Origin of the sequence: Methylophaga sp. (genome assembly GCF_048266885.1) — a bacterium.
In the GTDB taxonomy this organism is placed as follows: Bacteria; Pseudomonadota; Gammaproteobacteria; order Nitrosococcales; family Methylophagaceae; genus Methylophaga.
In genome coordinates, this window is record NZ_JBLWYR010000017.1 from 58,953 (window position 1) to 72,818 (window position 13,866).

Here is a 13,866-nt window from a genome sequence, read left to right on the forward strand (position 1 = left end):
GATTACCGATAAAAACCATAACTTAACTGGCGCACTGAATATGCATGATTTATTACGTGCTGGTGTAGTCTGATTTTCAGGAAAATAACGATGCAAGACATAACGGCTCGCGCCAAACAAATTAAGCTGGTGATTTTTGATGTCGATGGTGTTCTAACGGATGGCAGTATCATCATTGGCGATGACGGCGAAGAATATAAAGCGTTTCATTCACGTGATGGGCACGGCATGAAACTGCTGCAGTTTACCGGTGTCGATATTGCTATCATTACGGGTCGCACATCTAGAGTAGTTGAACACCGTATGCAAAGCCTTGGCATTAATCATGTTTATCAGGGACAGAAAGTGAAATTACCGGCTTTTGAGGAGCTGTTAAAAACCCTTAAATTGAAACCAGAACAATGTGCTTATGTAGGGGATGACTGGGTCGATTTATCCATTATGAGTCGAGTAGGTTTAGCGATAGCTGTCCAAGATGCTGATGCCGTGGTGAAAAAACACGCTCACTGGATAACCCCCTCTAGAGGCGGAAAAGGCGCAGCTCGTGATGTTTGTGAATTAATTATGGAAGGACAGGGAACCCTGCAGGACCAAATTGAACGCCATTTTTAATATTCCTAACTATCTCAAAATTGGCTTACTGCTGATCGCAGTAATCAGTTTGTGGATGCTGTTTACCAAACCTGAAGCCCCTAAAACAGAGGCTGCAGTGCATTATAGTATTGATTTTGGCATGACTGATTTCAAACTCACCGTAATGGATATTAATGGCAAACCTTCTCGGGTCATTAAGGGTGAGACGCTATATCACTATCCGGAAAATGACCGCACCGAAATCTTCAGCCCAAATACCTTATTTATCGTGCCGGAAAATAATGATTGGATCATTGAGTCGGACCATGCAGAAACTCAAGGTGAAGGCGAAAACATTCTTCTCACTGGCAATGTTATTATTACCAACAAAGATCAACCAGAAGTACAGTTATTAACTGAAATTCTCAATTTGGATACTGTGAACAACACGGCTTATACCGATCAACCTGTCACAATGAAATCGCCCCATGGTGATACCCATTCAGTCGGGTTTCATGCGGCTTTACAAGAAGAAACCATCAATCTGCACTCTAGGGTGAGAGGACAATACAATGCGCCACCTGTTAATTAATCTGCTCTGGGTATTCACTGCAATCCCGTCTATTGCCCTTGCTTTACCCAGCGATCGGGAACAACCCATTAATATCGAAGCAGATCACGCGCAGCTTGATGATGAAACCGGTGTCACCCAATACAAAGGCGATGCCATATTGACCCAGGGCACGTTACGTATCGAAGGTGATGTCATTACCTTCTTTTATGATGAGAACCGAGAACTGGAAAAAGCCATTGCTGAAGGTAATCTTGCTACTTATGAACAGGTTCATAAAGAAGGTGATAAGCCGGTCAAAGCGAAAGCATTACAAATGGAATACCACGCCAGTAAACAACGCATCTTTCTGGTAGGTCAAGGCTATGTTTGGCAGTCAGGCGATGAGTTTCGTGGCAATCATATCGAATACGATATCAACAAAAACATTGTCATCGCTAATTCCAGACCGGTTGAAGTAGATGGCGAAAAACAATCCAGTGGCCGAGTACACATTACGATTCAACCGCCAGGCCAGCGTGAAAAAAATAAATCTAAACCTGCCCAACCAACAGAGCAAACACCCCAACCGTTAACGGATGCACCAGAACAGCAATCCGAAATGAGCTATCCGACTGCGGTAACGCAAACTACCTTAAATGTTAGAACCGGCCCCGGTACGCAATATGAACGTATTGGCGCATTTATCGAAAACACGGAAGTAATTGTGTTGACGCGTCAACCAGAGTGGACACAAGTTCGCGGCATGAGTGGCGATAAAGCGATTATTGGCTGGGTCAGTTCACGTTACCTGCAAATGAATCCTGAATAAATCACGGAATATAAATGAGTCAGCTTTCTGCACTGTCGCTCGCCAAGCAATTTGGCGATAGGCAGGTTGTTAAAAATATTTCCTTGGAAGTAAACAGTGGTGAAATTGTTGGCTTGCTAGGTCCCAATGGGGCCGGTAAAACCACCAGCTTTTACATGATTGTTGGATTGATCCCCGTTGATCACGGCAGTATTTTTCTCGATCAGCAAGACCTCACCCACGAGCCCATTCATAATCGCGCTCGACTGGGCATTGGCTACTTGCCGCAAGAAGCCTCAGTATTTCGTAAATTATCAGTTGAAGATAACCTCTACGCCATTATTGAAACCCGAAAAAAGCTGAGCCTTAGCGCAAAACAACAATTACTGGAGCGCTTGCTAGAAGAGTTTCATATTGGCCATATTCGAAAATCATTGGGCATGGCGTTATCTGGTGGTGAAAGACGCCGCGTTGAAATTGCTCGGGCATTGGCCATGGATCCACAGTTTATCTTGCTTGATGAACCTTTCGCTGGTGTCGATCCGATTTCCGTTCTGGATATCCAAGGCATCATCAAAGCCCTTTCAGCTCGCGGCATTGGCATTTTAATTACCGACCATAATGTACGAGAAACACTGAGTGTTTGTGAACGAGCCTATATCTTCAACGAAGGTGAGGTGATTGCCAAAGGTACGCCTGATGAAATCCTGAAAGATAAGCGTGTACTTAGCGTTTATTTGGGACGGGACTTTCGTTTGTAAATTTATAGGATTTTTTCACGACAAGCTTCTGGCTATTTCGCATATCTCTAGAGTAAGATGAATTGAACTCTGTTTGAGTACTTTTTATGTGTCGATTGATCGCGCTTGTCCTGTTGTTGTTTGCCACTTCATCCATGGCGGATGAGCCAAATCAAAAGCTGACTCCCGTATCAATCAAACTTCATTGGCAAGATCAATTTCAATTTGCCGGAATTTACGCTGCTGCAGAAAAAGGCTTCTACCAAGAAGCTGGGCTGGAAGTTACCATTATTAATGGACAGCAGGCACCATTTCACGAGGTTGAAAATGGCATTGTCGACTTCGGTATCTCCGGTGCAGGCCTTGTTGTTGAGAGACTAAAAGGTCGCCCGTTTGTTGCTCTTGCAGCTATTTTTCAGAGCAGTCCCTATACCTGGCTGGTTAGAGCCGATTCAGAAATAAATCATCCAAACGATTTTATCGGCAAAACGGTTACTCGTCAGTCGTATGCTGATGATTTATCCGCCATGTTACTCAAATTCAATATTCATCCTTCTCAACTGAATATTGTCGATCCTTCTCCGGCTGACATTGACAATCTTATTGCAGGTAATGTGGATGCGCTTACGGCTTATGTTTCCAACGAACCTTTCTGGATGATGAGTCGCGAGGTGGATTACCGGACTTTGTCACCCCATGAATTCAATATCAATTTTTACAGCGATATTATTTTTACTTCCGAAGACTATCTAAAGCGTCATCCTAAAATTGTCGAAGCATTTCTCGAGGCTACCTTAAGAGGATGGCAGTATGCCTTGGAACATCCTCACGAAATGATTGATGTAATTTTAAAAGACTATAACAGTCAGAATAAGACTCGACAGCATCTCGAATTTGAAGCCGAAAAACTCAGCGAACTCAGTTTATACCCTACGGTTTCGTTAGGTCATATGACGATTGAACGTTGGCAAAAAATTGCTGAACACTATCAGCAATTAGGCTTGGTTAATGATGATCATCAGCTTAATGGGTTTATCTATGACCCATACCCAAGCATACCGACATGGCTGAGATGGCTGGTTTTTGCATTAATCATCATTGCGGCGTTAATGGCCATTGGTTATTTCATAAAACGTCACCATGCCAAAGTATTAAGTGAGCAAATTGCCTTACAAACGGCGGCGCTTGAAGCCGAATTATCTAAAGGGAAAGCCCTGGAAGAAAAGGCTAAACGCGAAAGTGAACGTTTACAGACATTATTAAATAATACCCTTGAAGGGGTTATTACGATTGATGAAACTGGGGCCATCCAGAATTTTAATGTCGCCTCTGTACGTTTATTTGGTTATCAGCCAGACGAAATTATTGGCCAAAATATTACGCGGTTGATGCCAGCTCAGCATCGACACAATCATGAAAATGGTATGTCGCGCTTTCTCAGTACTGAGCAGTCTAAAATAATTGGTCAGCCGGTTGAATTAGAAGCATTACACAAAAGCGGACAAATTATTCCCATTGAATTGACCTTAAGTGCTTTTAAATGGGAAGAACGTTACTTCTTTACCGGTATCGTCCGTGATATCTCATTGCATAAGGCCGAACATTTAGCATTAATCGCTGCGAAGGAAGAAGCCGAAAAAGCTAATCAGGCCAAATCAGAATTTCTATCGGCGATGAGCCATGAATTACGCACTCCTCTGAATGCAGTTTTAGGCTTTGCTCAACTGTTGCAAAGTGACAAACAGGCGCCACTTACCGCCACCCAACAAGACAGTTTGAAGTTAATTATTCAAAGTGGTGAACATCTGCTTCAATTGATTAATGATGTACTGGAGCTCGCCAAAATCGAGGCTGGCTCCGTAGAAGTTTCCATTGAACCGGTGGATATCAGTAACGCGATTAAACATTGTTTGCCAATGTTGCATAATCTGGCAGCTCGTTATCGCGTGAACATTCAAACAGGTGACATTCCAAAACAACTGGTGCTCGCCGATTTAACCAAGCTCAAGCAAGTACTGATTAATCTTGTCAGTAACGCCATAAAATATAATCGGCCAGAGGGCGAAGTCATTGTAACCACAGAAATTATCAGCACGGTTAATCGTTTGCGTATTACCGTGCAAGATACTGGTATCGGTATTCCAAAGGACAAACAAGCGTTTCTCTTTACGGCTTTTGATCGTTTAGGTCAGGAAAATTCGGGGATTGAAGGCACCGGTGTAGGGTTAATCGTCACCCAAAGACTGATCAGAGCCATGAATGGACATATTGGTTTTGAAAGTACAGAAAATCAAGGTAGTCGGTTTTGGGTAGAGCTGCCTATAACCGATCAGGCAAGCTTTGAAGATACTAATCATTATCATGCTTCAGCAACTTATACAGCTAATCCATTTCAATCTGGGCCGTCCACGTTGATTCTGCATATTGAAGATAATCCCGCCAATATCAAATTGATGGAAGCATTTTTTGATCGCATGCCACACTATCATTTACATGTGTGCAAAACGGCGGAAGCCGGATTGGAATGGCTAGAAAGCAATATGCCTGAGGTTATCTTAATGGATATTAATCTTCCGGGGATAAGCGGTTTACAAGCTACTGAACAAATCAACGCTAATCCAAAATTCCAACATATTCCCGTGATAGCGGTGACTGCTGCGGCTATGCCTTATGATTTACAACAAGCCGAAGGGTTATTTACTGCCTATCTCACCAAACCGGTTAACTTTGTGCTGTTGACAGAGCTTTTAAACAAATACAGCAAACCTAAAACTCATCTGAATGACGGATAACCGTCCCGTTTAGGAAAGAACAACAATGGTTCAACCCGTGCATCGTTCAAACTGACTCCCAAATGCAGATGCGGCCCGGTGACCCGTCCTGTTGCACCCACCGTACCAATAATGTCTCTTTGTTTCACCTGTTGGCCGGCTTTAACCTCAATCCGATCTAAATGACAAAACATGGTCACCAGGCCCTGGCCATGATCAATCATTACCGTGTTGCCATTGAAAAAATAATCGCCAGAATCGGTCACTATACCATCGGCGGGCGCCATAATTGGTGTGCCGGTTGGCGCGGCAATATCGATTCCGCTATGAGGGTTTCGTTCTTCGCCATTAAATACTCTACGGCGACCAAATAAACCACTCACCCGCCCTTCAATCGGCCAAACAAAATTGAATGGGATGTCATCACTCATTCGCCAATTACGTAACGCTTTATTTATTTTGGCGGTTTCTGCTTCGATTCGAACCATATCTTCGGCATAAGGGTTTACCTTACGATCATCGGGCACATTCACATGTTGGGTGGGATAAGATTTGTTTTTGACTTCAAACAGAATGCTGCTTAATACGCCTTGGTCATCCACTAAAACCTTATGACTTCCCGGTTTGGCAGCCAGCGGAATCCCCACAACTGCCTGCCATTGGGAATCCTGTTTTACCACCAGCACCTGTTGTTTTTCATAGGTGACTTTGGGGGCAATCTTTCCAGCTATTTCCAGGGGCAAAATGATGACTCCACCAGGCACTGGAAACTGTTGGGGTAAGGCCCAGGCAGACGAGCACAGCAGTAACAGAACGGGCCAGAAAATAACTCTCAATATCATTTTTTATTACGCACTTCGCATTTCAATTCACCATCAAACAAACGGACTTGCACGGTTTGTCCGATAATCACTTCATCTGACCGGTAAATGACATTACCGGATTCCGCATCACTGGTAATGCTATAGCCACGCTCAAGCGTATTTAAAGGGCTGACAACAGACAAGGTTCGCATCAGCTGTACGAGTTGTTTTTTATGATCAGTTATTTGTTGTCTGGTCAGACGATTTAACTGTGTGGAAAGTGATTCAACAAGCCGTTGCTGCTGCTTCAACCTGGAGACAGGTAATAATCGCTGCAGGCGAGCGTTCAGGTTTTGGCTTTGCTGACTGAAGCGCTGTTGCTGCACAGCAAATGCTTTCTCAAATCGTTGTGTTAAATCCTGAAGTCGTGTTTGCCGCCAGCTGATCCGCAATTGGGGATGCGGCAATCTGGCAAACAGATAATCAAGCTGTTGCTGCTTGCTTTGTAGTCGACGCTGAAAGCTGTACTCCAGTTGCGTGTGCAAGCGTTTTAATTGTTGCTGCTGAAGTTTCAGTTGCTGTTGTGGGCGAGGTAATCGCTGGGTTAAATAGCGGATATGCCGTTGTTCATTAAACAGTTTTTGTTGTATTCGGCTATTAAGGGTTTGCAACAAGTTATGCAAATTCAAAACCAGCTGCCGTGCTTCTGGTACCGCTAATTCAGCGGCAGCTGAAGGTGTTGGCGCTCTGACATCGGCGACAAAATCTGCGATGGTGAAATCAATTTCATGACCTACAGCGCTGATGGTTGGGATCTGGCAGGCAAATAAGGCCCTGGCGACCAGTTCATCATTAAAACTCCACAGATCTTCCAGCGAACCACCGCCCCGCCCCACAATCAGCAAATCACACTCTTGACGCTGATCGGCAGTTTGAATTGCAGCGGCAATTTGCCGGGGGGCAGTTTCACCTTGTACCGCAACGGGGTACAGAATCACTTTGATTGCCGGGAAACGACGTTTCAAAACATGCAAAATATCATGCACCGCTGCGCCATCAGGCGAGGATACGATGCCTATGGTTTCGGGTAATAACGGTAATGGTTTTTTATGGGCCGTATCAAACAGACCTTCCTGCCCCAACCGAGCTTTTAATGCTTCATAAGCCCGCTGCAAAGCACCACTACCCGCCTCTTCCATATGCTCAACAACCAGCTGGAATTCGCCGCGGCCTTCATAAAGCGTGACTTTGACACGCAGTAATACCTGCATGCCGTTTTCTGGGGTAAACCGTAATTGTTGATTACGTCCACGGAACATCGCACAGCGCACTTGCGCAGCTGAGTCCTTAAGTGTGAAGTAAATGTGCCCTGAAGCTGGCATCGCTAAATTGGATATTTCACCTTCCACCCACAAAAGCGGAAAGGAACCATCCAGCATCAGCCGGACTTCTCTGACCAATCGCGAAACCGGATATACATCCTTGACAGCACGGGCAGCGAGTTTACCTTGCGAATCCGATGTCATAAGTGATGCCATAAACCACTAAGTTCCTGATATAATTTGTCGATCATATTACAGTAAATTCGGGAACCCGCCTCATGAGAATTGCGCAAGAAGCCCTGACATTTGATGACGTTTTACTTGTCCCCGCCTATTCAAATGTTCTGCCGCGCGATGTCAGTCTGACCACACAACTGACACGTGATATCACCATCAATATTCCATTGTTATCTGCTGCCATGGATACCGTCACTGAAAGTCGTCTGGCGATTGCGATGGCTCAGGAAGGTGGCTTAGGTATTTTGCACAAAAATATGACCATCGAACAGCAAGCCGATGAAGTTCGTAAAGTGAAAAAATTTGAAAGTGGTGTGGTGCGTGATCCTATTACGGTCAGCCCAACCACTTCTATCGGTGATGTGGTTGCTCTCACCCGTGCTCATAATATTTCCGGTGTACCAGTTGTTGATGGCGATGATTTGGTGGGCATTGTCACCAGCCGCGATTTACGTTTTGAGAAACATTTCGACAATCCTGTCTCTTCTATCATGACTGGCAAAGATAAACTGGTTACCGTCGGTGAAGATGCCAGCCGTGAAGAAGTCCTGCACTTATTACATACCAATCGTATTGAGAAAGTTTTGGTGGTAGATGATCAATTCCATCTGCAGGGCATGATCACCGTAAAAGACATTCAAAAACAAACTGATAACCCGCTGGCTTCAAAAGATGCTCAGGAACGTTTACGTGTTGGTGCTGCTGTTGGTATCGGTTCAGAAAGTGAAGCACGAGTTGATGCGCTGGTTGCTGCTGGAGTTGATGTCATTGTTGTTGATACTGCTCATGGTCATTCACAAGGTGTATTGGACCAGGTTCGCTGGGTTAAACAAAATTATCCTCAAGTACAGGTAATCGGCGGCAATATCGCAACTGCTGCTGCAGCTAAAGCATTGGTCGAAGCGGGCGCGGATGCCGTAAAAGTAGGTATTGGTCCTGGCTCTATTTGTACTACGCGTATTGTGGCTGGTGTAGGCGTTCCGCAAATCAGCGCGATTAGTAATGTAGCTGCGGCATTGGCTGGAACCGGTGTTCCATTAATTGCTGATGGCGGTGTCCGTTATTCTGGTGATATTGCTAAAGCGATTGTGGCTGGTGCCCATGCAATCATGGTTGGTGGCATGTTTGCCGGTACTGAAGAAGCGCCAGGTGAGGTGGAATTATTCCAAGGCCGTGCTTATAAATCTTATCGCGGCATGGGCTCAATGGGCGCCATGCAGCAGAAACAAGGCTCTAGCGATCGCTATTTCCAAGAATCCAGTGAAGCTGACAAATTAGTCCCAGAAGGCATAGAAGGCCGTGTGCCTTTCAAAGGCAGCCTGAGTCCAGTTATTCACCAATTAATGGGCGGTGTTCGCGCTTCCATGGGGTATACCGGCAGCCGTACTATTGAAGAAATGCGTACCAAACCCGAGTTTGTCCGTGTGACTTCTGCTGGCATGAATGAAAGCCATGTTCATGATGTGACTATCACCAAAGAAGCACCGAATTACCGGGTTAATTAATTTTTTAAATACCGGCTTTGTTTATTAAAGCCGGTATTTTTATCTGACTGTAAGAGAGATTCATGAGCAGCCATATTCACGACCATCGCATTTTAATCCTTGATTTCGGTTCACAATACACCCAGTTGATCGCCCGTCGTGTGCGCGAAGCAGGAGTTTATTGCGAATTACGTAACCCGGATATCAGTGAAGCCGAAATTCGTGAATTTGCCCCAAAAGGCATCATTCTTTCTGGTGGTCCTGACTCAACTATAGGCGAAGCCGCACCTGCTGCACCACATTGTGTGTTTGAAATGAATGTACCGGTGCTGGGTATCTGCTACGGCATGCAAACCATGGCTACTCAATTAGGTGGTCAAGTTGAATCGTCATCTCACCGCGAATTTGGTTATGCGAAAATCCGCGCTCGTGGTCACTCTGCCTTTTTGAAAGATATTGAAGACCACACCACCCCAGAAGGCTTCGGCATGCTGGATGTGTGGATGAGCCACGGTGATCGGGTTAGTCAATTGCCTGATGGTTTTAAAGTCATTGCCAGCACCGACAGCGCACCGATTGCTGGTATGGCGGATGAAGATCGCCAGTTTTACGGCGTGCAATTCCACCCTGAAGTGACCCATACCACTCAGGGCCAACGAATGATTTCACGGTTTATCACTGAAATCTGTGGCTGTGAAACCTTATGGACCTCCGCCAATATCATTGAAGACAGCATTGAAACTATTCGCCAGCAAGTTGGCAAAGATGAAGTATTGCTGGGTTTATCAGGTGGTGTCGATTCCTCTGTAGTGGCAGCTTTGCTGCACCGTGCAATTGGCGATCAGCTGATTTGTGTGTTTGTTAACAATGGTCTGCTACGTGAAAACGAAGGCGATCAGGTCATGGCCATGTTTGCCAAACATATGGGCATTCGTGTGATTCGTGTCGATGCTGAAGATCGTTTTCTGTCAGCACTGGCGGGAGAGAATGATCCAGAAGCCAAACGTAAAATCATTGGTCGTGAATTTGTCGAAGTGTTTGATGAAGAAGCTTCCAAACTGACCAATGTGCAATGGCTGGCTCAAGGCACCATTTATCCTGATGTAATCGAATCTGCTGCATCTAAAACAGGCAAAGCCCATGTGATTAAAACTCATCACAATGTCGGTGGCTTACCAGAGCACATGAAGCTCAAGTTAATCGAGCCTTTACGTGAACTGTTTAAAGATGAAGTGCGTAAACTGGGCGTTGAATTAGGTTTACCAAGTGATATGGTATATCGCCATCCCTTCCCCGGCCCAGGCCTGGGCGTTCGCATTCTCGGCGAAGTCAAAAAAGAATACGCCGATTTATTGCGTAAAGCCGATAACATCTTTATCGAAGAACTACGCGCTCACGATTTGTACGATAAAACCAGTCAGGCATTTGCCGTGTTCCTACCGGTCAAATCGGTTGGTGTAATGGGCGATGGCCGTCGTTATGACTATGTAGTGGCGTTGCGCGCCGTTGAAACCATCGACTTTATGACCGCTCGTTGGGCGCATCTACCTTACGAGTTCCTGGATCTGGTTTCCCGCCGCGTCATTAATGAAGTCAGTGGGATATCGAGAGTTGTTTACGATATTTCCGGCAAACCCCCCGCTACGATTGAATGGGAATAACACGTTATCATTTGTTGATTGAAGGCCGTGTGCAAGGTGTCGGTTATCGTCTGTCGGCCCAAACTACGGCACAGAAAATTGGCGTAACAGGCTGGGTTCGTAATCTCAGTAATGGGCGGGTTGAAATGGTCGCTGAGAGTGAGCCGAAAAAACTCAACCAATTAGTCGATTGGGCTTGGCAAGGGCCACGTTTTGCAGAAGTTACCGATATTTCGATAACTGAACAAACAGCAACTGGTGAGTTTGATGCGTTTGAAGTCCGCTAACTCAAATAACTGATAAAGGAATTAACCATGGCACAACGGTTTAATAGCAAAGGCTTTTTATTACGTTTGTTGTTTGCTGTTTTATTGGTGTACATCAGTTATAACCCCAGTGGCTACAGCTATTACCATTGGGCCAATGAGGCTCTGTTTGGCAACGCTGGCATGAACATCACCCCGCCGTTTGCCATGGCTACAGTTATTATTCTGATTGGCTGGACGGTATATTTAAGAGCAACGTTTCGTTCATTGGGTGGTTTTGGACTGATTCTCGCTTTTGCCTTCTTTGCCATTATTATCTGGTGGTTATTTGATTTGGGCATTCTGGAGTTAAGACATCATGCTGCCTTTACTTACATTATTTTGTTTCTTATTGCTGCCGTTCTGGCGGTGGGCATGTCATGGTCACATATTCGTCGACGTCTTTCAGGGCAAGCGGATATGGATGATGTCGATGAATAATCTACAGCCACTTACCATTAATTCAGTGAAATAGTCCAAATCCAAAGTTACTTTTCAGTTTGGTTTAAGCCTTAGGGAATATCGTTCTTCTTAACCTGATATCAATGCACAACATTGGTAATACATTTTAAGTTGAAGGATAAACCTATGGCTTTTTTCTCGAGTAAAACTAAATCGAGATTAGTAATTGCTGCATTAATTGCTAGTATCTTCTTGAGTAGTTTTCTTTGGTTTAGTACTGTCAGTTCTGCCAAAATTTCTCACCATGAGCCATGGGATTTGCAAAACTACCTGTTCAGCAAAACCCTGACCATTGATGGAATAGAAGATAATTTATCCGGACTGACTTTTCACCCTGAGTCTGGACATCTGTATGGAATTGTTAACAATCCAGAACAGATCGTCATAATAAGTAAAGCCGGAAAACTGCTACGGAAAATTGATTTAATAGGGTTTTCTGATACGGAAAGTATTGATTATCTTGGTGCCAACCAATTTATTATCAGTGAAGAACGTCAACAAACAATCAGCTTTGTAGAAATACTCGATACGACCAAGCAGATTAACTATCGTGATGTAAAAACACTCGCACTGCTCCCCCCTGAAAAATCTAATAAAGGCATAGAAGGTATTGCTGTCTCTCAACAGCATGGCTTGTTTTTTGTTCAAGAAAAACCTGCGAGGATCCTACATTTCGCCCTGGAAATAGAGGAATATACCAATCAGTTTGATTTAATGAAAAACCTGCAGCTGGATGTGGGAGATTTTTCAGGTCTTACCTTATTACCGGGCAAAGAAGAAAAATTACTGGTCTTGAGTGATGATTCCAATAGCCTACATGTGATTAATCTAAAGGGACAAGAAAGCTCACGAATCCGTTTAGGCAGTGGACCTTATCAGTTTTGGCCAAAGATGAAACAACCAGAGGGAGTTGCTACCGATTTAGAAGGTAATATCTATATTGTTGGTGAACCTAATCAATTGCTGATTCTTAGCAGAACTACACCCTTGTAATTCGCTTTAGTAGACATTCCAATAATAAAAAAGGGCGGTTTTCCGCCCTTTTTTACTGTTTTAGTTACTCACTTTACGCTTCATAGGTCGATGCTGAGACATTACCGCCTTTACCGGTCCAGTTTGTATGGAAATATTCGCCGCGAGGTTTATCCAAACGCTCATAGGTATGTGCCCCAAAGTAATCCCGCTGGGCTTGTAGTAAATTGGCAGGTAAGCGTTCACTGCGATAGCCATCATAGAAGGATAATGCACTACTGAAAGTAGGTGCCGGTACGCCCAAACTGATGGCACACACCACCGCTTTGCGCCAGCCCGGTAAGGCTTCGGTGATGGCATCAATAAAGAAGTTATCTAATAACAGATTTTCTAAGTGTGGATTGCGTTCAAAGGCATCTCGAATATTGCCAAGGAAGCGGCTACGAATAATACAACCACCTCGCCACATCAAAGCAATACCGCCGTAATTGAGTTCCCACCCGTAGGTTTTGGCCGCTTCACGCATCAACATATAGCCTTGAGCGTAGGAGATGATTTTCGAGGCATATAAGGCATCGCGAATGGCATTCACCATTTCAGTTTTATCTCCCGAAAACGCTCCGGCATGTGCTGGTAAAACATTGGAAGCCGTTACCCGCTCGTCTTTAAGTGCAGATAAACAACGGGCAAATACAGCTTCACCAATCAGGGTTAATGGAATCCCCAAATCAAGGGCGTTCATACCCGTCCATTTACCTGTTCCCTTCTGACCGGCAGTATCCAAAATATGATCAATCAGTAAACTGCCATCCGGCTCTTTAACCGCCAAAATATCACGGGTGATTTCGATTAAATACGAGTCCAAAACACCTTCATTCCATTCAGCAAATACTTGCTGAATTTCATCACCGGACATGCCAAGACCTTCACGCATCATTTGATAAGCTTCGCAGATCAATTGCATATCACCGTATTCAATACCGTTATGCACCATTTTCACGTAATGGCCGGCACCATCGTTCCCTACCCAGTCACAACAAGGTTCACCATCATCCTGTGCGGCAATAGCTTGGAAAATGGGTTTAATAGCTGGCCACGCTGCAAAATTACCACCGGGCATCAAAGAAGGTCCGAAACGGGCACCCTCTTCACCACCGGAAACACCACTGCCGACAAACAGAATGCCTTTTTTATGC

The 13,866-nt window shown here is 44.7% G+C and carries 13 protein-coding genes; 10 read left to right on the top strand and 3 right to left on the bottom strand.

Annotated elements, in window-relative coordinates:
• Nucleotides 1–90: 90 nt before the first annotated feature.
• The 5 genes from kdsC to ACN0V2_RS09780 all read left to right on the top strand — a co-directional run bounded on the left by kdsC (nt 91) and on the right by ACN0V2_RS09780 (nt 5,466).
• Nucleotides 91–612 (top strand): 3-deoxy-manno-octulosonate-8-phosphatase KdsC, encoded by a 522-nt coding sequence (gene kdsC / locus ACN0V2_RS09760; protein ID WP_417550620.1) that lies wholly within the window; start codon nt 91–93, stop codon nt 610–612.
• Nucleotides 596–1,165, top strand: a complete 570-nt coding sequence (lptC, locus tag ACN0V2_RS09765) for an LPS export ABC transporter periplasmic protein LptC (protein WP_417550621.1) — start codon at nt 596–598, stop codon at nt 1,163–1,165. The genes kdsC and lptC overlap by 17 nt, the downstream gene beginning before the upstream one ends.
• The gene (gene lptA / locus ACN0V2_RS09770) at nt 1,146–1,955 is read left to right on the top strand and encodes a lipopolysaccharide transport periplasmic protein LptA (protein ID WP_417550622.1); all 810 of its coding nucleotides are present in this window, start codon (nt 1,146–1,148) and stop codon (nt 1,953–1,955) included. The genes lptC and lptA overlap by 20 nt, the downstream gene beginning before the upstream one ends.
• A 14-nt stretch (nt 1,956–1,969) precedes the next feature.
• The gene (gene lptB, locus ACN0V2_RS09775) at nt 1,970–2,695 is read left to right on the top strand and encodes an LPS export ABC transporter ATP-binding protein (protein WP_417550623.1); all 726 of its coding nucleotides are present in this window, start codon (nt 1,970–1,972) and stop codon (nt 2,693–2,695) included.
• 86 nt (nt 2,696–2,781) lie between these two features.
• Complete coding sequence (locus ACN0V2_RS09780) at nt 2,782–5,466, top strand: ABC transporter substrate-binding protein (RefSeq protein ID WP_417550624.1); 2,685 nt, start codon at nt 2,782–2,784, stop codon at nt 5,464–5,466.
• On the opposite strand, the gene ACN0V2_RS09785 is transcribed toward ACN0V2_RS09780, so the two are convergent.
• Nucleotides 5,448–6,287 carry a peptidoglycan DD-metalloendopeptidase family protein gene (locus tag ACN0V2_RS09785; RefSeq protein WP_417550625.1) on the bottom strand — a complete coding sequence of 280 codons (840 nt, stop codon included), beginning with the start codon at nt 6,285–6,287 and terminating at the stop codon, nt 5,448–5,450. The two genes, ACN0V2_RS09780 and ACN0V2_RS09785, sit on opposite strands and share 19 nt — an antisense overlap.
• Nucleotides 6,284–7,786 carry an exodeoxyribonuclease VII large subunit gene (gene xseA / locus ACN0V2_RS09790; RefSeq protein WP_417550626.1) on the bottom strand — a complete coding sequence of 501 codons (1,503 nt, stop codon included), beginning with the start codon at nt 7,784–7,786 and terminating at the stop codon, nt 6,284–6,286. Before xseA ends, ACN0V2_RS09785 begins: the two co-directional genes overlap by 4 nt.
• 62 nt (nt 7,787–7,848) lie before the next feature.
• Between xseA and guaB the strand changes: the two genes are divergently transcribed.
• The 5 genes from guaB (at nt 7,849) to ACN0V2_RS09815 (ending at nt 12,691) form a co-directional block, all read left to right on the top strand.
• Nucleotides 7,849–9,312, top strand: coding sequence for an IMP dehydrogenase (guaB, locus tag ACN0V2_RS09795; protein WP_417550627.1), 1,464 nt, complete (start codon nt 7,849–7,851; stop codon nt 9,310–9,312).
• A 62-nt stretch (nt 9,313–9,374) separates the two neighbouring features.
• Entirely contained in the window at nt 9,375–10,952 is a 1,578-nt protein-coding gene (gene guaA, locus ACN0V2_RS09800) for a glutamine-hydrolyzing GMP synthase (RefSeq protein WP_417550628.1), read from the top strand.
• Nucleotides 10,943–11,218: an acylphosphatase gene (locus tag ACN0V2_RS09805; RefSeq protein ID WP_417550629.1), complete on the top strand. Its 276-nt coding sequence runs from the start codon at nt 10,943–10,945 to the stop codon at nt 11,216–11,218. Before guaA ends, ACN0V2_RS09805 begins: the two co-directional genes overlap by 10 nt.
• A gap of 27 nt (nt 11,219–11,245) precedes the next feature.
• Nucleotides 11,246–11,677, top strand: a complete 432-nt coding sequence (locus tag ACN0V2_RS09810; protein WP_417550630.1) for a DUF6524 family protein — start codon at nt 11,246–11,248, stop codon at nt 11,675–11,677.
• A 132-nt stretch (nt 11,678–11,809) separates the two neighbouring features.
• Nucleotides 11,810–12,691 (top strand): SdiA-regulated domain-containing protein, encoded by an 882-nt coding sequence (locus ACN0V2_RS09815; protein WP_417550631.1) that lies wholly within the window; start codon nt 11,810–11,812, stop codon nt 12,689–12,691.
• A gap of 73 nt (nt 12,692–12,764) precedes the next feature.
• Here the strand turns inward: ACN0V2_RS09815 and gnd are convergent.
• On the bottom strand, nt 12,765–13,866 hold a 1,102-nt coding region (gene gnd / locus ACN0V2_RS09820), incomplete at its 5' end, for a decarboxylating NADP(+)-dependent phosphogluconate dehydrogenase (protein WP_417550632.1).